Source organism: Macrococcus carouselicus, assembly GCF_004359515.1.
Taxonomy (GTDB): Bacteria; Bacillota; Bacilli; order Staphylococcales; family Staphylococcaceae; genus Macrococcus; species Macrococcus carouselicus.
This window is the reverse complement of the sequence record NZ_SCWD01000001.1, coordinates 1,101,964-1,121,308: the sequence shown is the minus strand read 5'-3', so window position 1 is coordinate 1,121,308 and position 19,345 is coordinate 1,101,964. Positions and strand designations below refer to the sequence as shown.

Genomic DNA, 19,345 nt, shown 5'->3' with positions numbered 1-19,345 from the left:
TTTTTCTCTTTTAATTTTTTGTAAATTATATTAAGATGATAAATGTGACTTATTTAGATGTGTATTATTTCAATTTAATGCTAACTACATTTAATGATGAGTAAATTGATAAATGAAAGGTCGAATAGAATGGATAAACAAACTTTTACAGACTTACTGCAGACGAAATTCAAAATGGTCAGAATTGAAGCGGGTTATACGCAGGATACAATGGCTCAGACAATCGGTCTTTCAAAAAAGACATTGGTTCAGATTGAAAAAGAACGTGTACTTCCCAACTGGACAACATGTGTCTCTCTTTGTGCATTATTCAGAGATTCAGAAGTATTACAGACGACACTCGGCGGTGATCCTCTTGAAGTGGTACAGGTCATCTCACGCGGCGCATGTGCTTATCCGCAGAATGATAATCTGGACGAACTGTGGTGGGAAACAAAACGCGAGGAAGCAGGATTCACTTTACAGTTCAACAAAATCTCAAACCTCTACCGCGTAATTGATGAATCAAACCAGCCATTATACGGCTCAAATAAAGAACGTGAAGCTGAGATGTTCTTCTCAAAAAAGACAGCGGAACAACTTGTTAATGCTTAAGCAAACGTCATGACGTTTGCTTTTTTCATATAAAGGAGGAGTAGTATGCAGCCGGTTTTACTTGTATTATTCATGGGGCTGATCGGTGCACTGATCGGTGGATTCACGAACTATATCGCAATCAAGATGCTGTTCAGACCTTATCATCCGGTCTATCTGTTCGGCAGACAGCTGCCGTTCACCCCCGGCCTGATCCCGAAACGTCGTGACGAACTGTCCGTCAAAATCGGCGAGATGGTGACAAATCACCTGCTGACGCCTGACGTCTTCAAACAGAAGGTTCTGACCCCTGACACACGACACTTTCTGGAGCGGCTGCTGAGACAGCAGGTTGAGACCCTGAAAGAAGAGCGCTATACAATCAAATACTTTGCAGATCAATGGAACTACAGCATTGAAGAGCAGGTGAGTGCTCAGATTGAAGAGAAAGTCCGGACGGTGCTCAGTCAGCTTGCACTTACGCAGTCCTTCAACGAACTGCTGCCTGCAGCGGCACAGGATACCCTGACTAAAAAAGTAGGCGGCGCATCTGTACTATTACTCGATAAGTTTCAGGACTATGTTCGCTCTGACAAAGGCTATCAGGATATTCTGAACATGGTCGAGACCTTCTTCATGCAGAAGGGGAAGCTGATCAGCATGCTGCAGATGTTTATGACCGCTGAGGCGATCGCTGACCGCGTGCAACGTGAAATGCTGAAGCTGACAGATGAGGATAAAATCAAGAACATCATCCAGAGTGAAGTGGATAAGGAATATGGCCGGCTGATGACGACAGCACCGATAGATTATATAGAAGAAAGTAAGATCCAGCAGCTGATCAGTCAGACGGCTGCGACTATTACAAAGCGCCTGAACGTGCAGCATTATACACGCACACCGCTCATCAGGCTGTTGCCGGAAGCGTTCGCTTATGTGGAGGCGAAGGGGATAGATAGACTGCTCGATACAGGGCTTATGCATCTCGCTGACAATATTCCTGTCATACTGGAGAAAATTCATCTCTCTGAACTGATCAAGGAACAGATTGACCGTTTTGAGCTGTCTTTCATCGAGAAGCTGATCATCGAGATATCGAACAAAGAACTGAAACTGATCACACTGCTTGGCTTTCTGCTGGGAGGCATTATCGGCCTGTTACAGGGTGTCATCGCTCTGTTTATCTGACCCTAAACAAGTGATAAACACGTTCAAGTATGTTAAATTAGAGAAAACACATATTTAAAGGAGAATTTTTATGACAGTGAATATTTATGATGAAGCAAACAGGTTAGAAAGTGCTTTGCGCCAGAGTGACGAATATCAGGCTGTTAAAGCACAGTTAGAAGCAGTGGAAAGCAATGAAGAATCAAAAGCAGTCTTCTCACAGTTCCGTGAGATCCAGATGACACTGCAGGAAAAACAGATGAGCGGTCAGGAAATCACTGAAGAAGACATCGCAAAGGCGAACGAACTTGCGGCGAAGATCGAGCAGGATGAAAATATCTCAAAACTGATGCAGGCTGAACAGCGCATGGGTCAGGTCATCGAAGATTTGAACCGCATCATTTTGAAACCACTTCAGGATTTATATGGCCAGGACAATCAATAAGAACGTTAAAAATAAACGAAACGTAGTTTTCGTTTATTTTTTTTAAAGAGGATAAACAATGAAAATATTTCTAAAGAATCAGGAGCTGGAGAACAATCTGCTGTTCCTGCAGAACATCATTAATCTATATTTTGAAGATTCCTTTGTACTCCTTGGTGAAGGAGCCAACACGCTGTCGTTTGATATCAAGAATGAAGAAGCGGTCAGGGTGACGGGATATCTGACACTTGACGGTCAGTCATACACGGCGACAGCGACGCGCACGGAGACAGATAAGAAGCACGTCAAACAGGCGATCGCTGAGACACTGGTGACTATGCTGACTGATTGCACCGGCATCACGCAGAGCTGGGGCACACTGACGGGTATCAGACCGACAAAACTGTATCACCGTCTCTACCGTCAGGGTCTGTCGCACGAAGCAATAAGCGGACAGCTGAAGCAAGACTATCTCATCAGTCAGGAGAAGCTGGACCTCATGCGGGAGATCGTCCATACACAGAACGAGGCGATACCGGATCTATATGAATTAGGACGCGAGGTCAGTATCTACATCGGTATCCCGTTCTGTCCGACAAAATGTGCTTACTGTACGTTTCCCGCTTACAGTATACTCGTCCATAAGAATGATGTGCCGGAATTCCTGGTGGGTCTGCTGCACGAGATTGCGGTGACAGGTAAATGGCTGAAGGACAATGACATCAAGGTCACCTCCATCTATTTCGGCGGGGGGACACCGACATCCATCACGCCAGAAGACCTGAAGATACTGCTCGACCAGTGCTACGCTTCATTTGATATGTCGGCTGTCAGAGAAGTGACGGTGGAAGCTGGACGACCAGATACGATTGACGGCGAGACGCTGACAGTACTGAACGACTTCGATATCGACCGGATCAGCATCAATCCCCAGAGTTTCACGGATGAGACCTTAAAGGCGATCGGCCGGCATCATTCTGTCAAGGAGACGGTGGATAAGTTCAGGCTCGCCCGTGATTTCAATATGAACAATATCAATATGGATCTGATCATCGGTCTGCCGAACGAAGACCGGACGAACGTCCGGCATTCACTGGAAGAGACGAGAAGACTGCGACCTGAATCGCTGACCGTTCATACGCTCAGCTTCAAACGTGCGAGTGAGATGACGCGTAATAAGGAACAGTATCCCGTCGCACCGCGCGAAGAGATCATGCAGATGATGGAGATGACGCGAGCATTTGCCGCTGAAGAAGGCTACAAACCGTATTATCTCTACCGGCAGAAGAATATTCTCGGCAATCTGGAGAATATCGGTTACTCCATCGACAAGGAATACTCGCTCTATAATATTCTTATCATGGAAGAAATGCAGACTATTCTCGGCATCGGCTGCGGCGCGTCCAGTAAGTTCATACATCCTGAGACGGGTAAGATTGAGAACTATCTGAATCCAAAGGATCCGAAGAGCTACAACAAAAGTTACGAACACTATACAGCAGAAAAAATCAAAAAGCTCAATCATCTTTTTAAAGCCGAAGACTAATCTTCGGCTTTTTTTCGTCTGATTCCCAATTAGCACCTTATTTATTGTAAAATGAAGTGAAGTCACTAAACGAGGTAGAGCGATGATAAAATTTATTCACTGTGCAGATCTACATTTAGATGCGCCTTTTCAGTTAAATGGCTATGTATCAGAATCCATCATGGCTGATATATACCGGGCAAGCTTCGAAAGCTTTAATACACTCATCAAGGATGCCATTGTTCAGCAGGTTGATTTTGTGCTGATTACAGGGGATTTGCTGTCTGATAACCAGACCTTGAAGACCACCGTTTACTTGAAAAAACAATTCCAGCGACTGAAAGATGCGGGAATTTATGTTTATATTGTGCTGGGGAAGACAGATGATCACTTACGGACGGTCAGATGGCCGGATAATATCATTATTTTCGGTGATCAGGTGGAGAGCTATCAGTTCATCACGAAAGAGGGAGATACCGTCTATCTTCATGGTCTTAGTCTGGGGCACGACCTTCAGTACTTTCCGACCAATCAGGTGGATACGAGCATTCATATCGGCATGCTGTATGGCAGAATCGGTGAATCTGGATTCCAGCAGGAAGACTTGAATCAGAAGCTCTATCATTACTGGGCGCTCGGAGGCAGCCATCAAAGACAGCGGGTCAGCGAGCTGCCGCATATTCACTATCCAGGTAACATCCAGAGTTATCTCCTCCACCAGACCGGCCAGAAAGGCTACTTGATGATTGAAGGTGACCATATAGAGATGAAGGTCATCTTTGTACCGACGCAGCACATCATCTTCCGGCACTATCAGCTGCCGGTAGCAGATATCAGTAAGAATGGCATCCTGCAGCTGATCAGTGAGTTCAAGGCGCGTAAACGAGTTGATGGAAAAGGGATCTATCAGCTGCAGCTGATCAACGAGAATGAACATCCGGTCAATCCCGGGCTCTTAGCGGATGTCCTTAAGCTGGTTCAGCAGCAAGAGGTTTATGAGAATGAGTTCGTCTGGATAGATGCGCTGACCGTCCAGCAGAATGATAGGACTACTCTGCACCGTGAATTTGATGAGTCGATGCTCAAGGACCGGACATTGTTCGAACGCGCAATGCAGCCGCTCTTTCATGATGCAGAGATGAACCGTTTCCTGGATGACTATGAGAATCTGGACGGCAGAACACTGATTGAGACTGGTGAGATCAAGCTGAAAGCGAGGCTGAAGCCTGATGAGAATTAAACATCTAGAAATATATGGATACGGCAGACTTGAGCAGCAGCAGTTCAAGCTGAACGACACGTTTACCCAGATATACGGGGAGAACGAGACCGGTAAATCGACGATGCAGACCTTTATTCATGCCCTGCTGTTCGGATTCAATCATTCTGATCAACCGCTCTATGTTCCCCGCTTCACGAATACGTATGGCGGCAACATGGTCATGAATGACGGGACGGCTGATATTTATATTGAGCGTGTCTATGAACAGGGCAAGGAGAGAACGACGATTCTCTATAACAATGTGCCGAAGGATACTGACTGGCTGAACCAGAAGTTCAGTTTTATGACTTACACGGGCTACGAGAAGATCTTTTCCTTTGATGTGCTTGGGCTGCAGCAGGTCCACCATCTGACAGAGGATAAGCTGCAGAACTATCTGATGCAGGCGGGTATCTTCGGGTCCACTGAATTCTCCAGTCTGGAGATGAAGCTTGAGACAGAGAAACTGCGCCTGCTCACCCCTGACCATTCAGAAGGTATGCTCAGTGAACATATCACAGAAATGCTGAATCTGCAGTTGCAGATTCGGGATGCAGAAGTGAAGATAGAACGTTATCAGGACCTTGAAGCGGCACAGTATGAGCTGACGCGTCAGTTGTCTGAGGTGAGAGGACATATCGAAGAGCTGACGAAACTCCAGCAGAATAAGCAGAAAGAGATGATGTTCCACAGTGATGCGAAGGAGTGGAAGCAGCTTGAGCTCAAGCTGAATATCGAACCCCTTGTCTTCCCGGACCACGGAATTGAACGTTACGAGGGACTGAAGCGTCAGCTGCAGTCAGCGAGACGGGATATCGCGCTGCGCGAGGAGAAAGCTGAACAGCTGCAACGCGAAAAGGCAGGAACTGACCGCCTTGACGCCGCTGACTATGAGCAGGCAGTGCGTCTGCTGCAGGAAGAGCCGCAGCAGAAGTTACATGAGCAAACAAGTGAGGCACTGGCACGGGAAATAGCCGATAAAGAAGCGACAATCGAACGACTGCAGCATGATATCGGCTGGCAGGAATATCATGCTATCAAAGTGGACGCGCCGCTGAAGGATCACCTGATCTATTCATTGTCAGACAAGGAGCAGCATAGCCTGAAGATCGCACAGCTGAAGCGGGAAATGGAACAGCTGGAACGCGAGGATACGCTGAATAGCAGCAAACTGAATGATATAACACCTTATATCGTGACAGATGAACTCTTTACGACAGGTATCCAGCTTGCTGAACAGCGCCTTGAACTGAGTCAGAAGACCGAACTTTATCACAAGCTGGAATCAGAACAGCTGCGTACAGCAGAGATCGAGGAGCAGAAGAGAAAGAAACTGAACTATATCTACCTGGCTGGTGGTCTGGTGGGATTACTGATTGCAGCGTATTTCTTCTATCTGCAGCTCTTTATACCGGCAGCGCTTCTGCTGATCATCCCGATTATCATGCTGGTTCTGACGATGCAGAATAAGCCGGTTGAAAACAATCAGAATCATATTATGCAGGACGAAATCCATCATCTTGAGACATCGATCAGTGAGCTGTCCTCGATGCTTGATGCGCAGTTCGATTTGAATCAGCAGCGTTCATTACGTGATAAAAAACTGCGTCTTGAAGATGAAAAAGCAGCACTGAGCCGCAAGAAAGAGCAGCTCACAGCACTTTATGACGCCGAAGAGACCGCTTTGAGATCAGTGAATGAGTCTCTCAGCAGAACAAAGACCATGCTGAAGCTGAAACTGAGTTATGAAGATAGTCTCCTGCCTGATGCATATCGTACCATCTACCGGATTCAGCAGACTTATCAGCAGTTGCAGCAGCTGAGGAAAGACTATACAGAAGAACAGAGCCATATCAGTGATTTCAAGGAAAAGGTCAATGCATTCAGTCTGGTCACGAATGATGAACCATTACCGGTCACCTTCACTGAACTCGGGCGTCTCGTCAGAACTGAGGAACGCAACCGTAAGGAATATAAACGGGTGACCGATCAGCTTGAGCTCGCTACGAAAGAACTGAGTGTGCTGCAGGACGCTTATCAGGAGATGGCTGCAGAACTCGCAGCTCTTTTTGCTGAAGCAGGTGTGGACAATGAATCTGATTACTACAGCCAGTTTGAGGCCTATACTGAATATCATGAAAACCTGAGCAGACATCATCATCTGAGTCATAAACTTGAAGAAGAGAACTTCACATATGAAATGAGTTCAATTCTTGCGGAGCAGACATCAGAAGACCTGCGACTGATAGAAGGTCGTATTACCGATCAGCTGAACGACTACCGCAGCGAACTGAAAGAACACGAATTCGAGCTGTACAATATCGAGCAGCATATGAAGACGCTTGAAGAGGATTCGACTTTGTCGGAACTGAATCATCGCTATGCGATAGAACGTAATATCGTGAACCAGCTCGCAGTCGACTACAGCGCATTGCGCTACATTGAAGTGCTGATAGAAGCGCATCGTCAGAAGGTCAAGGCTGAACGGATTCCGAGTATCATCAGAAAGGCATCTGAAATCTTCGGTCAGATGACAGAAGGCCGTTACGTGGACGTCATCTATCAGGATGCTTTACTTGTCAAACATAAGAACGGGCAGATTTTCCATCCAACTGAACTGTCTCAGTCGACGAAAGAGCTCCTTTATATTACGATGAGATTAAGTCTGGTTGATCATCTGAGATATCTGTATCCTTTCCCCGTGATCATAGATGATGCATTCGTTCATTTTGATAAGCATCGCAAGGAAATGATCATCGATTATCTGATGAAGCAGCAGGATAACCAGTATCTATACTTTACATGTAACCGTTCGATGAATATTCCGACTAAAAACACATTAATACTTGAGCGTCATGAGAAGGAGTTAAAATAATGAGAACGATTGAAACGTTGAAACCCGGTGAAGCAGTGGAGGCATTCTTTCTGATTCACCGCGCTGTACAGGGAGTGACCAATCAGGGGAAACCCTATCTGACACTGTATCTGAAGGATAAAAGTGGAGATATAGAGGCAAAAGTCTGGACTGTCACTGAAAATGATATCAAGATGCTCCAGCCTGAAAAGCTGATTAAAGTGAAAGGCGACGTCATCGATTACCGCGGCCGCAAACAGATGAAGATCAATCAGTTCCGTCCTGCGACTGATGAGGATGGCGTCAAACTTGACCATTTTCTGGAGGCAGCACCTGTATCTGCCACTGAGATGACTGACCAGCTGATGACATATGTGATGGATATTGAGAATGCAAACCTGCAGCGCATCACACGTCTGCTACTGAAAAAGTATCAGCAGGAATTTATGGTCTATCCTGCAGCAAGCTCCAACCATCATAACTTTGTCTCAGGGCTCCTGTATCATGTCATGACGATGCTGAAGCAGGCAGAAGCGCTCTGTACTATCTATCCATCGCTGAATAAGAGCCTGTTATATGCGGGCATCATCCTTCACGACATGGGGAAAGTCAAAGAGCTGTCAGGACCTGTTGCGACGAGCTATACAGTTGAGGGTAACCTGCTTGGTCATATCTCGATTATGAGTGATGAAGTCGCTGAGATGGCACGTGAGCATGGTATTGAAGGGGAGGAGATCATGCTCCTCAGACATCTGATTCTCGCGCATCACGGGAAACTGGAATATGGATCGCCGAAGCTGCCGATGGTGAAAGAAGCAGAGATTCTTCACTTCATCGACAATATTGATGCCCGTATGCAGATGTTTGATAAGCATCTGAAGAAAGTAGAGAAAGGCCAGTTCTCTGAGCGCATCTTTGCATTAGAGGGTCGCCAGTTCTATAAACCGGAGACACTTGAATAAATAAAAAGCAGTCGTATCAGTATTTCTGATACGACTGCTTTTTTATGTTGGAGACGGACTGCATTACTGCTGTTGGCCTGCTGCACTGGCATTCAGAATTTTTTCGTCGATGATCTTCTTAAGGGCCTCATCTTTATATTCAACATCGTAATCTTTCAACAGTTTTTTATAAGCATCCATCATGACTTCAGAGTTCTCCTGAACTTTAGACTGACGCACTTTTTCTTTTAAGCTCTCTTTCTGTTTGTCGAAATCATCCTGTTTCTCAGCCTTAATGATGTGGTAACCAAAATCAGTTTTCACAAGGTCGGACATTTCGCCTTCTTTTAATTTGAAGAGCGCTTTTTCAAATTCAGGGACAGTGTCACCTTTCAGGACATAGCCGAGGGAACCGCCTTCTGCTTTAGAGCCGGTATCGCCTGATTCTTTTTTAGCGATCTCAGCGAATTTCTCAGGATTTTTCTTCACTTCAGCAAGGACTTTCTCTGCTTTTACCTTTGCTTTCGCATCGGACAAGCCTGAAGGATCACTTTCAGATTTCACTTTGATCAGAATATGAGACGCTTTTTTAGCGCTATCTTTTACTTCTTTATCAGACACCTTGATAGTGTCCTTCATCAGCTCTTTCTGATAGGCTTCAGTCACGCGTGACTCTTTATATTTTTCGATAGTCATACCCGGCTGCTGCTGCTGTAATAATGCTTCGAACTGTTCTTTGCCGCCATATTTTTTGATGTCAGCATCGACCTGTTCCTGGATTTTCTTATCATCGACCGCTTTACCGTATTTATCTTTCAGGATATCTTTCAGCAGAATCTGGAATGCATTCTGAGCGATTTCTTCCTTGCCGATCTGGTCCATGACGTTGGTTGTTGTTACATCGCCTGCTTTAGAAGTGATGAGTGTCTTTCCTTCTTCACCATTCCCACATGCTGCAAGTCCGAGGACTGATACAGATAGCAGAGCGGGTACTACTGCTTTTTTTAAGTTCTTCATTGTAATTCTCCTTTTCTGTGCTGCTATTAGCATATCATTCAATTATGAAAATAACATTAAATTACATATCGAATTTCGTCAGTAATTCCAGCCCGTGTTTCCGTTCCTCGACAAACGAACAGCCGCGTGAATTGATCAAGTATCTGAAGTAGATGAAATCAATGAATGAAATGCCGATGTTCATTGAAAACATAAATAAAAAATAATGCGCATAAACGGGATACATCATGGCAGCTGACAGCGTCAAGCCACTGATGATTAAAAAAGGCAGGGCCAGAGTGACCAGAAAACGGCCTTTACTGATCGGATGATTCAGCCGGATATTCAAGATCGGCAGAAATCCCATCGCCATCACTTTCTGAATGATGATGGAACTGAGGTCATCCAGAAACATGAGCACATGACATAACTTATGAAGCGGATAGACCGCAAAGCAGCTCAGCAGAAATAAAAGGAAATAATGGTCGCTGAAACGGTCGTTCACAAATGAGCTGAATACTTCGAAAGAAATCAGAAATGTGACGACAGTGATAAGAAATGAGGTGAAAATCAATCGCTGACGCCCGTATGCGTGCTTTAAATTGAGTTTCTTTGTACAAGAATACATAAAAGATGCTCCTTATCGGTCATATTATCTTATGCATTATGCCTTATCGCCCTTATTTTCGTCAAGCAGTATTTCCAGCAGGTCCTTATGACTTTTATCGAGCTGTTCTATGAAGTCCTTACCATATATCTGTGCGACAATATATTTCAGATCGCTGAAGACAGGCATCGCCATCATGACGCTCTGATATTCCTGAGCTGCATCGTGAATCCGGTCATCGATATTTTCATAGTTCTTGTAAGTCTCATAAAGCAGTTCTTTTCCCATGTCCGTCAGCTCAAGATATGTATTCCGTTTGTCCAGGTCGCTTTTTGGCATCCGGAGGTAGCCACGCTTCTCCAGGTTTTTGGCAAAGTTAAAGACGGTCGAGACATGCATCACCCCGTACTGAGATACTTGAGAGATAGTGGCTCTCTCGAGATTGCGGATGATAACCAGGATATGATGCTCATTGATATTAAGGTCATAGGGTTTTATCCAGGTCTGCCAGTCTTTTTCTGCCGTTTTCCATAAGGCTTTGCTCAGCTGAGCCACATGATGGGTAAACAACATTTTTTCGATGATTTCACAGTCTCTTTTCAACGAATAACCTCCTAAAATTCATAGAGAAAGCATGATGCTGAGACATCATGCTTTCCCCGTTCCAGTTTGATTCATTTTAACATATCATTATTTTTTGGAAAATGTTTCTTTTACTTCGTCTGCACGATTTTTGACATTTTCTACATTTGACTTAAGGTGCTGAACATTAGGCTGAATATCTGATTGATAATTGGCGATCATTTGCTTGACCTCAGCACCCATTTCCTTGACCAGTTTCTGGCTCTCTTCTTTAGTCTGTACTGCATAGTTCTTCAGGTCCGCTACTTCAGATTTAATCTGCTCAGCCTGTGCTTTGACGTCAGTAGAATTCGCAGCGAAATTTCTCTGCATTTCTGTGCCTGGTTTTGCGGCATTCATAAGAGCAGTAGCTGCACCAGCGATGATACCCACTGTGAAACCAGCGGCGATGTGTGTGATTTTCATAAGAAGATTCCTCCAAATTTGTTTTCCTTAGTTATACCCCTTAATGACTGCAATCAAGCATGCTTAATTTGTTCGGCGAGTGCAGCCATCTCATCCTGACTGAATACCTCCATATGTGTCTCCCATCTGTAGCCGAAGCCATCAAGCTCATTCTCGTAGCGGGGCATGATGTGGAAATGCAGATGGAAGACACTCTGATCGGCGAATGCCCGGTTATTCTGAACGATATTGATCCCGTCCGGCTGCAGCGTATCATCTATCATCTGTGCGACCTTCTGAACGGACTTAATCACATGCGTGAGAACTTCGCTGTCAGTCCCGAGCAGGTCCCGGCTATGCGTCTTCGGTACGACCAGTGTATGCCCTTTAGAGACCTGCGAGATATCAAGGAAAGCGAATGTATAGTCGTCTTCATATACTTTGTACGACGGGATGTCACCCTTTACGATTTTGCAGAAAATACAGTCTGTCATGTTGCCCCTCCTTATTGGTCCATATATTCATATTCTAGCCATATCTATAGGTGAATTCAAAGAATATTTGATACAATATGAAATAAACTTTAGCGGAGGTGCAGATGTGGCAGTCGAAGTAAAACACTTAACGGGCGGTTATGGTAATCAGCCTGTCATTCATGATATTGATTTCACATTACAGGAAGGGGAGATTGTCGGCCTGATCGGTCTGAACGGTGCCGGTAAAAGTACGACCATCAAGAATATGCTCGGACTGCTTCAGCCGATGAAAGGCGACATCGCTATCAACGGTATGACGTTAAATGAATCGCCTTATGACTACCGGCAGCTGATCAGCTATATCCCGGAGACGCCCGTTCTCTATGATGAGCTGACACTCGAAGAACATATCGATATGACGGCGATGGCTTATGGTCTGACGAAAGAAGAGGCAATGACACGTGCACGGCCGCTTCTTGGCATTTTCCGCCTTGAGGATAAGATGAAGCAGTTCCCGCAGAACTTCTCAAAAGGGATGAAGCAGAAAGTGATGATCATCTGTGCCTTTATCAGTCAGCCGGAGCTCCATATCATTGACGAACCCTTCCTGGGACTCGACCCGCTTGGTATCCAGTCGATGCTTGAACTGATGGTGGAGGCGAGAGATGCCGGACGGACTGTGCTGATGAGCACGCATATTCTGGCGACCGCTGAGAAGTACTGTGATTACTTTCTGATCATGCACCAGGGCCATCTTGTGGCAAAGGGCAACCTTCAGGACCTGCAGCAGCAGCTCGATATGCCGGGGGAATCACTGGATGCCATCTATATCAGACTGACGCAGGGTGAAGGACATGTATAATGCAAGAACGCTCTACAATAAAAGAGCGGAGGCGAACAGCAGGGAAGTCGCCCGCTACAGCAGATTTATTTTCAACGGTCACTTTGTGATATTTCTGACCATCGCGTTCGGCGCGCTCATGCTGCAGTACAGTCAGCTGCTGAAAAATCTGCCGCAGGGCATCGACTATCATCTCATCATCGCAATATTGCTGACGCTTGTCACACTTGCCCCTTTAAGAACCCATTTCAGGCAAGCAGACCAGGTCTTCCTGCTGCCTTATGAACGCCAGCTCGGTGATTATGTGAAGCAGAGTGTCATCCGCTCGAGCGTGCGACGGATCACGATGTTTACGGTCTTATGCGCGGTCCTGCTGCCGCTGTATCATGCCGGAGAATATTTCTCTGTGAACGGCGCAGTCATGGCTTTTTTGACAGGTGTACTTGGAATCGTCATCGGACTGACCCTCAGGTTCCCTATGATGAAGCTTGGCCTATCGAATTTAAGCGTCAATCTGATTCTTTTCATCATACTGCTGTCAGGCATCTATATGTCGCTTGACGGCAGTCTGTTCTCAGGCAGTGTGACACTTATCATGCTGATCGGTCTGCTGCTGCTCATACAGAACATGGCAGCGAAACGCGTCTACCCGTGGCAGTCACTGATTGAATACGAGCAGGAACTGACGCAGCGTCAGTATAAGCTCATCAATATGTTCACAGATGTCAGAGGACTGAAGGATAACGTCAGAAGAAGACCTTATCTTGATCTTCTGCTGCAGGACCGTCAGTACAATCACGATGGCATGTTCCTCTTTCTGTTCAAACGCAATTTTCTGCGCAGTAAAGATGCCTTCTGGATCATCATCCGTCTTGTGGTGATCGGCGGTCTTATCATCTGGTTCGTTCATCAGCCGGTCATCGCAGCCATTATCGGCCTCTTCATGATCTATATCGTTGTGCTTCAGTCATCACAGTTCTACAAACAGCAGGCTTATCAGCTCTGGCCGCAGGTATGGCCGGTCACTGAAGACAAGGTGGTGGAAGGCTTCCGGAAATTCCTGTGGCAGCTGTCATTTGCTGTGACCATAACTGTCGCCGTGATTTACTGCTTCATCTATCCGCAGCATTTCTACTATGCCTTACTCTTCTTCGCTGTTATGTGGTGGACAAACCAGCAGGTCATGTCGAAACTGAAACGAAGAATGGTGCTGCTGAAGGACTGATAGAGTTTAATCTCCTCATTTTCATACAGACAACAAAAGCCGGCAGCTGCCGGCTTTTAATGTTCTGCTGTATTTTCCGTTGTGTACGGCCGCAGTAATTTTGTGAACTGCACATTTGAGATGAAGTCAGCGGATTGGTACTGCTTCAGTGATTCGTCGTACTGATTGCGATAGGCTGAGCTCTTCTGGAAATCTTCAAGCGACTGGAGGTCACTGAACTGGAACAGCGCGATATAAGTCTGACCGCGATGAGGGCGTAAGAGCTGATAGCTTTGATAGCCGCTGTACTGACTGAAGTCACCATGGTCCGTGAGCGTACTCTCAGCGATTTTTTGTTTTTCGTCACTGACCTGGAAGTAACGCAGCAGTATCGGTGCATCCTGCGTGACGGATCCGTCGTGTTCAACAGCTTCATATGCTTCACCTGAACTGAAGACTGATTTATCGTCAGTCGACTCGTAAAGCACGATATCCTCAGGACCTGCAAACTTCAGCAGCTGCCTGTCTGGATGTTTCTCGGTCAGTCGTTCCATATAATAATCTGACCCATGTGTAAAATAGACGTTCATAACCTTTTCAGCTCCTTTTTCTTCTTTATTCTCTTTACCCGATTATGTCATCTTTATGACAAATACTTAATTAAATACGGCCTTACCTCGATTATGGTAAAATAGTTAGTATTCATCATACATGAGGAGGACTGGTTAAATGCCATTCAACGATACAATTTTAAAGGCGGCATACGGGGAGAAGACAACGCATACACCCGTATGGTTCATGCGTCAGGCTGGGAGGAGTCAGCCGGAATACAGAAAGATCAAAGAAACACACTCACTGTTCGAGATTACACATGATCCCGAGCTCTGTGCTTATGTGACCAAACTGCCGGTTGATCAGTACGATACAGATGCAGCTATCCTGTATAAAGATATTATGTCACCACTCGGCGCGATTGGTGTCGATGTTGAGATCAAGTCTGGTATTGGTCCGGTGATCAGTAATCCGGTCCGTTCAATCAAAGATGTTGAAAGACTTGGTGAAATCCATCCGGAACAGGATGTACCGTATATTCTTGATACGATCAAGCTACTGACGACTGAACAGCTGAATGTGCCGTTGATCGGGTTCACAGGTGCGCCGTTCACACTCGCGAGCTATATGATCGAGGGTGGCCCTTCTAAAAACTACAATAAGACAAAAGCGATGATGTACGAGCAGCCTGAAGCGTGGCATCTGCTGATGGAGAAGCTCAGCACGATGTGCATCACCTATACGCACGCGCAGATTGATGCGGGCTGTAAGATGATCCAGGTCTTTGACTCATGGGTAGGTGCCCTGAATAAAGCAGATTATCATCAGTTTATCGCGCCGCATATGCACCGTATCTTCACCGGTATCAAAGAAAAGAATGTGCCTGTGACGACGTTCGGTGTCGGAGCAAGCCATCTGATCGAGGAATGGAATGCACTGCCGGTTGATGTGCTCGGTCTTGACTGGCGTCTGCAGATTGCCGAAGCCCGTGCAAAAGGCATCACCAAGACGCTGCAGGGCAACCTGGATCCGGCGATTCTGCTTGCACCTTGGACAGTGATTGAAGAACAGTTAACACGTATTTTAGATCAGGGATTACAGACTGACAGCTATATATTCAATTTAGGACACGGTGTCTTCCCGGAAGTACAGCCGGATACACTGCGCCGCGTCTCAGAGTTTGTACACGAGTATTCAGCACAATATAAAAAATAAAGGGGTCATATAATGGGCAAAAAAGGGTTACTTGTTATGGCGTATGGCACGCCGTACAAAGAAGAAGACATCGAACCATATTATACGCATATCCGGCATGGTCGGAAACCATCTGAAGAAGCATTACAGGATCTGAAAGACCGGTATAAAGCAATCGGCGGTATCTCACCACTCGCGGGGATGACAGAACGTCAGGCAGAAGAGCTGCGTGACGCACTGAATAAAGAGACAGGTGAAGATTACACCCTCTATATCGGTCTGAAACACATCGCACCTTTCATTGAGGACGCCGTGAAGCAGATGGCGGAAGAAGGTATCACTGAAGCAGTGACGATCGTACTGGCGCCGCACTTTTCCAACTTCTCAGTCGGTTCATATAATAAACGTGCCGCTGAAGAAGCAGAAAAATATGGGATTAAACTGAAACACGTCACTGACTTCTATCGTCAGGATAAATTTATTCAGTACTGGACTGAGCAGGTCAATACAACGCTTGAGCGTATCACGGAACCGGACTGGCAGGATACAGTGCTGATTGTCAGCGCGCACAGTCTGCCTGAGAAAATCAAAGAAGCGGGTGATCCTTATCCGGATCAGCTCATAGAAACAGCAGAGCTGATTGCCGACAACTCAAACATCATCCACGTTGAACGCGGCTGGCAATCTGAAGGAAATACACCGGATCCCTGGCTCGGACCGGATGTGCAGGACTTAACACGCGAACTTTACCAAGAGAAAGGCTATAAAAACTATATCTATACACCTGTTGGCTTCGTCTGTGAACATCTAGAGGTGCTGTACGATAACGACGTGGAGTGTAAGGTCATCTGTGATGAACTTGGCGTCAATTATTACCGCCCTGACATGCCTGGGACGCACCCTCTCTTTATCGGTGCAATGGTCGATGAGATCAGAAAAGTATTAAATTCTTAAGAAAAGAAGTGGATAGTGATGAAGAAAGTCGCAATAATTGGCGCAGGTATTACCGGTCTGTCAGCTGCCTACTATCTGAAAGATGCGGACATTGACATTCTCGAGCAGTCAGACCGTGCAGGCGGTAAGATCAAGACATACCAGAAGGACGGCTATACGATTGAACTGGGCCCAGAGTCCTATATCGCCCGTAAGACGATTATGACCGAGCTTGCGACTGCCATAGGACTCGGTGACGACATTGTTGCCAATCAGACGGGACAGGCCTATATCTACGCGAAGAATAAGCTCTTTCCGATGCCAGGCGGCTCTATTATGGGGATACCGACTGAAATCAAGCCGTTTCTGGAGACGAAGCTATTGTCTAAAGCGGGCAAGGTCCGTGCCGGTCTTGATTACTTCATCAAACCGAAGCCGATGACAACGGATGTCTCGGTCGGCGCTTTTTTCCGTAGACGTCTAGGTGATGAAGCACTTGAAAATCTGATTGAGCCTCTGCTGTCAGGGATATACGGGGCTGATATCGATAAACTGAGTCTGAAGTCAACATTCCCTAACTTCAAGGAACAGGAAGAGACACACGGCAGCCTGATCAAAGGGATGCGTGACCAGAAGAAAAGAGCGCCTAAAGAACAGCCGGGCGAGAAACCAGCAGGTCAGTTCCGCTTATTCAGGAACGGGCTGCAGAGCTTCATCGACCGTCTTGCGGAAGTAGTGACAGAGCAGGGTGCACACATCCGTTATAATAGCACGGTATCAGCTATTCAGAAGGTGACGAATGGCTACGAAGTCACTGTGAACGATGAACGGACGTTCTACGATAATGTCATTGTGACAGTGCCACATACCGTCTTCAGTAAGTGGTTCGATGATGCGCCGCTCAGGTACTTCAATTATATGGAAACGACCAGTGTCGCGACTGTCGTCATGGCCTTTGATGAGTCACAGGTCAATAACGAGGAGAATGGCACGGGCTTCGTCATTGCCCGCAATTCAGATACCGTCATCACCGCCTGTACATGGACAAGCAAGAAATGGACACATTCCACGCCCGCGGGCAAAGTCCTGCTCCGTGCGTATGTCGGTCGTCCTGGAGATACAGTCGTCAAGGACAATGATGATGAGGCGCTTGTCAAGCTTGCGCGGCGCGACCTTGACAAGATGATGGATATTAAAGGCGAGCCTGAGTTCTCGATTGTCACACGTCTGATGAACAGTATGCCGCAGTATGAAGTGGGTCACATCGACCGCGTCCATCAGATACAGCGGTATATGACGGAGAACTATCCCGGCCTTATGCTGACAGGTTCCTCGTTTGAGGCAGTGGGTCTGCCAGACTGTATCGCGCAAGCGAAAAAAGCAGCCGAACAACTTAATGGATAGTGCACAAGACAATTACTTTGCGTGATTGTCTTTTTTCTGATACTGTCAAATTAAAAAGGGGAGTGACCGCATGAAATTTATCAGTAACAATAAGATCACGGATCCTCGAATCAACCTGGCGATGGAGGAGTATGTCCTTAATAACCTCACAGATGATTCGTATTTCCTGTTCTATGTCAACGAACCCTCTATCATCATCGGCAAGAACCAGAACACATATGCGGAGGTCAACCAGAAGTATGTGGACGAACACAATATCCATATCGTACGCAGAATATCAGGTGGTGGTGCAGTCTATCATGACCTCGGCAATCTGAATTTCAGTTTTGTCACACATGCGGACGCAGATAGCTTCCATAATTTCAGGAAGTTCACGATGCCGATTGTTGAAGCACTGAACGAAATAGGGGTCAAAGCAGAGCTGTCAGGACGTAACGATCTGCAGGTCGGCAGCCGTAAAATCTCAGGCAACGCGATGTTCCAGGCGAAGGACCGTATGTTCTCTCATGGCACGCTAATGCTGGACAGCAATATCGATGAGGTGGTCCGGAGCCTGTCTGTCAGTGAGGAGAAACTGATCACTAAAGGTATCCGTTCCATCCGTTCCCGCGTTGCGAACATCACGGAATTTCTTGATGCACCGATTTCCATGGAGGATTTCAAGCAGAAACTGCTGGACCATATCTTTGAAGGCAATGTTGAGGAGTATGTTCTGTCTGAAGATGACTGGCAGGCTATCCAGCAGCTGAGCAGGGAGAAGTACCAGACATTCGACTGGAACTACGGAAAGAACCCGGACTACAACTATGAGTCAAAGCAGAAGTTCCCGGGCGGACTTGTTGAACTGAAACTGAATGTTGAGAAAGGCCATATCACAGAGGCGCGGATTTTCGGCGATTTCTTCGGGGTCGGGGAGATCAAGGAGATTGAAGACCACCTGCGCGGTGTGCCGCATACGACAGAGGCAGTAGCTGAAGCGATCAGAGATATCGACTTCGCCCATTACTTCGGCCGCGTCGAACGCGAGGAATTTCTCGGTTTACTGGCATAAAAAATAAGAGGTTAATCACTGAGGTGGTTAATCTCTTATCTTTTATTCATGATATCGGACTGACATTTATATAGCCTCCAGCTGTTTAAGTGCTGTCGTATACTCATTGAAGGCCGTCTCGTTATGGTCCAGCAGCGCTTCTTCAATCAGCTGTTCATACTTTCTCTTCTGATTCTCACGCAGCGCATCCTCGATAAGCAGCTCTATATAGAGGTTGTTCAGATTCCCGATAAACATCTCAAGTCCATTCTGATTTAACTGTTGCATAGATAACGCCTCCTTCTAAATAATTGTTCCCAGTATAGCGGAAATTCAA

The 19,345-nt window shown here is 46.2% G+C and carries 20 protein-coding genes; 13 read left to right on the top strand and 7 right to left on the bottom strand.

What is annotated here, in order from left to right:
* Positions 1 to 129 precede the first annotated feature (129 nt).
* The 7 genes from xdrA to yhaM all read left to right on the top strand — a co-directional run bounded on the left by xdrA (position 130) and on the right by yhaM (position 8,766).
* On the top strand, positions 130 to 594 hold the full coding sequence (gene xdrA, locus ERX40_RS05705) for an XRE family transcriptional regulator XdrA (protein ID WP_133417520.1): 465 nt from the start codon (positions 130 to 132) through the stop codon (positions 592 to 594).
* Positions 595 to 639: 45 nt separating this feature from the next.
* Positions 640 to 1,761 carry a DUF445 domain-containing protein gene (locus tag ERX40_RS05700; RefSeq protein WP_133417519.1) on the top strand — a complete coding sequence of 374 codons (1,122 nt, stop codon included), beginning with the start codon at positions 640 to 642 and terminating at the stop codon, positions 1,759 to 1,761.
* A gap of 70 nt (positions 1,762 to 1,831) precedes the next feature.
* Positions 1,832 to 2,185: a YlbF/YmcA family competence regulator gene (locus ERX40_RS05695; RefSeq protein WP_133417518.1), complete on the top strand. Its 354-nt coding sequence runs from the start codon at positions 1,832 to 1,834 to the stop codon at positions 2,183 to 2,185.
* A gap of 58 nt (positions 2,186 to 2,243) precedes the next feature.
* On the top strand, positions 2,244 to 3,710 hold the full coding sequence (locus ERX40_RS05690; protein ID WP_133417517.1) for a coproporphyrinogen III oxidase: 1,467 nt from the start codon (positions 2,244 to 2,246) through the stop codon (positions 3,708 to 3,710).
* 82 nt (positions 3,711 to 3,792) lie between these two features.
* Complete coding sequence (locus ERX40_RS05685) at positions 3,793 to 4,929, top strand: metallophosphoesterase family protein (protein ID WP_133417516.1); 1,137 nt, start codon at positions 3,793 to 3,795, stop codon at positions 4,927 to 4,929.
* Positions 4,919 to 7,825 carry an AAA family ATPase gene (locus tag ERX40_RS05680; RefSeq protein WP_133417515.1) on the top strand — a complete coding sequence of 969 codons (2,907 nt, stop codon included), beginning with the start codon at positions 4,919 to 4,921 and terminating at the stop codon, positions 7,823 to 7,825. Before ERX40_RS05685 ends, ERX40_RS05680 begins: the two co-directional genes overlap by 11 nt.
* Positions 7,825 to 8,766: a 3'-5' exoribonuclease YhaM gene (yhaM, locus tag ERX40_RS05675; protein WP_133417514.1), complete on the top strand. Its 942-nt coding sequence runs from the start codon at positions 7,825 to 7,827 to the stop codon at positions 8,764 to 8,766. The genes ERX40_RS05680 and yhaM overlap by 1 nt, the downstream gene beginning before the upstream one ends.
* Before the next feature lie 63 nt (positions 8,767 to 8,829).
* Here yhaM and ERX40_RS05670 read toward each other — a convergent pair whose 3' ends face one another.
* From ERX40_RS05670 to ERX40_RS05650, 5 genes are all read right to left on the bottom strand, one after another.
* The gene (locus ERX40_RS05670) at positions 8,830 to 9,762 is read right to left on the bottom strand and encodes a peptidylprolyl isomerase (protein ID WP_133417513.1); all 933 of its coding nucleotides are present in this window, start codon (positions 9,760 to 9,762) and stop codon (positions 8,830 to 8,832) included.
* A gap of 61 nt (positions 9,763 to 9,823) precedes the next feature.
* Positions 9,824 to 10,369, bottom strand: coding sequence for a DUF3267 domain-containing protein (locus tag ERX40_RS05665; RefSeq protein ID WP_133417512.1), 546 nt, complete (start codon positions 10,367 to 10,369; stop codon positions 9,824 to 9,826).
* A gap of 36 nt (positions 10,370 to 10,405) precedes the next feature.
* Positions 10,406 to 10,951, bottom strand: coding sequence for an HTH-type transcriptional regulator Hpr (locus ERX40_RS05660; protein ID WP_133417511.1), 546 nt, complete (start codon positions 10,949 to 10,951; stop codon positions 10,406 to 10,408).
* 87 nt (positions 10,952 to 11,038) lie between these two features.
* Complete coding sequence (locus tag ERX40_RS05655) at positions 11,039 to 11,395, bottom strand: YtxH domain-containing protein (protein ID WP_133417510.1); 357 nt, start codon at positions 11,393 to 11,395, stop codon at positions 11,039 to 11,041.
* 53 nt (positions 11,396 to 11,448) lie between these two features.
* Entirely contained in the window at positions 11,449 to 11,868 is a 420-nt protein-coding gene (locus ERX40_RS05650) for an HIT family protein (protein ID WP_133417509.1), read from the bottom strand.
* A gap of 106 nt (positions 11,869 to 11,974) precedes the next feature.
* On the opposite strand from ERX40_RS05650, the gene ERX40_RS05645 reads away from it, so the two are divergent.
* Both ERX40_RS05645 and ERX40_RS05640 read left to right on the top strand, forming a co-directional pair.
* Positions 11,975 to 12,712, top strand: coding sequence for an ABC transporter ATP-binding protein (locus ERX40_RS05645; RefSeq protein ID WP_165980674.1), 738 nt, complete (start codon positions 11,975 to 11,977; stop codon positions 12,710 to 12,712).
* A complete protein-coding gene (locus ERX40_RS05640) occupies positions 12,705 to 13,916 on the top strand; it encodes an ABC transporter permease (protein ID WP_133417507.1) in 1,212 nt (403 codons plus the stop codon). Before ERX40_RS05645 ends, ERX40_RS05640 begins: the two co-directional genes overlap by 8 nt.
* 56 nt (positions 13,917 to 13,972) lie before the next feature.
* On the opposite strand, the gene ERX40_RS05635 is transcribed toward ERX40_RS05640, so the two are convergent.
* The gene (locus ERX40_RS05635) at positions 13,973 to 14,485 is read right to left on the bottom strand and encodes an antibiotic biosynthesis monooxygenase (RefSeq protein WP_133417506.1); all 513 of its coding nucleotides are present in this window, start codon (positions 14,483 to 14,485) and stop codon (positions 13,973 to 13,975) included.
* A gap of 139 nt (positions 14,486 to 14,624) precedes the next feature.
* Here ERX40_RS05635 and hemE point away from each other — a divergent pair, with 139 nt between their 5' ends.
* The 4 genes from hemE to lplA all read left to right on the top strand — a co-directional run bounded on the left by hemE (position 14,625) and on the right by lplA (position 19,029).
* The gene (gene hemE, locus ERX40_RS05630; protein WP_133417505.1) at positions 14,625 to 15,662 is read left to right on the top strand and encodes a uroporphyrinogen decarboxylase; all 1,038 of its coding nucleotides are present in this window, start codon (positions 14,625 to 14,627) and stop codon (positions 15,660 to 15,662) included.
* Positions 15,663 to 15,671: 9 nt separating this feature from the next.
* Positions 15,672 to 16,595: a ferrochelatase gene (gene hemH, locus ERX40_RS05625; RefSeq protein WP_208001663.1), complete on the top strand. Its 924-nt coding sequence runs from the start codon at positions 15,672 to 15,674 to the stop codon at positions 16,593 to 16,595.
* A gap of 15 nt (positions 16,596 to 16,610) precedes the next feature.
* Positions 16,611 to 17,978, top strand: a complete 1,368-nt coding sequence (hemY, locus tag ERX40_RS05620) for a protoporphyrinogen oxidase (protein ID WP_133417503.1) — start codon at positions 16,611 to 16,613, stop codon at positions 17,976 to 17,978.
* Positions 17,979 to 18,048: 70 nt separating this feature from the next.
* Positions 18,049 to 19,029: a lipoate--protein ligase gene (gene lplA, locus ERX40_RS05615; protein ID WP_133417502.1), complete on the top strand. Its 981-nt coding sequence runs from the start codon at positions 18,049 to 18,051 to the stop codon at positions 19,027 to 19,029.
* A gap of 66 nt (positions 19,030 to 19,095) precedes the next feature.
* On the opposite strand, the gene ERX40_RS05610 is transcribed toward lplA, so the two are convergent.
* Complete coding sequence (locus tag ERX40_RS05610; protein WP_133417501.1) at positions 19,096 to 19,296, bottom strand: IDEAL domain-containing protein; 201 nt, start codon at positions 19,294 to 19,296, stop codon at positions 19,096 to 19,098.
* Positions 19,297 to 19,345 lie beyond the last annotated feature (49 nt).

Bases quoted from the DNA above. Each gene is read 5' to 3' on its own strand.
- ERX40_RS05650 (WP_133417509.1), bottom strand. From the start codon at position 11,868: ATGACAGACTGTATTTTCTGCAAAATCGTAAAGGGTGACATCCCGTCG.
- ERX40_RS05610 (WP_133417501.1), bottom strand. From the start codon at position 19,296: ATGCAACAGTTAAATCAGAATGGACTTGAGATGTTTATCGGGAATCTG.
- ERX40_RS05700 (WP_133417519.1), top strand. From the start codon at position 640: ATGCAGCCGGTTTTACTTGTATTATTCATGGGGCTGATCGGTGCACTG.
- yhaM (WP_133417514.1), top strand. From the start codon at position 7,825: ATGAGAACGATTGAAACGTTGAAACCCGGTGAAGCAGTGGAGGCATTC.
- hemE (WP_133417505.1), top strand. From the start codon at position 14,625: ATGCCATTCAACGATACAATTTTAAAGGCGGCATACGGGGAGAAGACA.
- ERX40_RS05635 (WP_133417506.1), bottom strand. From the start codon at position 14,485: ATGAACGTCTATTTTACACATGGGTCAGATTATTATATGGAACGACTG.
- ERX40_RS05695 (WP_133417518.1), top strand. From the start codon at position 1,832: ATGACAGTGAATATTTATGATGAAGCAAACAGGTTAGAAAGTGCTTTG.
- xdrA (WP_133417520.1), top strand. From the start codon at position 130: ATGGATAAACAAACTTTTACAGACTTACTGCAGACGAAATTCAAAATG.
- ERX40_RS05655 (WP_133417510.1), bottom strand. From the start codon at position 11,395: ATGAAAATCACACACATCGCCGCTGGTTTCACAGTGGGTATCATCGCT.
- ERX40_RS05690 (WP_133417517.1), top strand. From the start codon at position 2,244: ATGAAAATATTTCTAAAGAATCAGGAGCTGGAGAACAATCTGCTGTTC.
- ERX40_RS05685 (WP_133417516.1), top strand. From the start codon at position 3,793: ATGATAAAATTTATTCACTGTGCAGATCTACATTTAGATGCGCCTTTT.
- ERX40_RS05640 (WP_133417507.1), top strand. From the start codon at position 12,705: ATGTATAATGCAAGAACGCTCTACAATAAAAGAGCGGAGGCGAACAGC.
- lplA (WP_133417502.1), top strand. From the start codon at position 18,049: ATGAAATTTATCAGTAACAATAAGATCACGGATCCTCGAATCAACCTG.
- ERX40_RS05670 (WP_133417513.1), bottom strand. From the start codon at position 9,762: ATGAAGAACTTAAAAAAAGCAGTAGTACCCGCTCTGCTATCTGTATCA.
- ERX40_RS05665 (WP_133417512.1), bottom strand. From the start codon at position 10,369: ATGTATTCTTGTACAAAGAAACTCAATTTAAAGCACGCATACGGGCGT.
- ERX40_RS05680 (WP_133417515.1), top strand. From the start codon at position 4,919: ATGAGAATTAAACATCTAGAAATATATGGATACGGCAGACTTGAGCAG.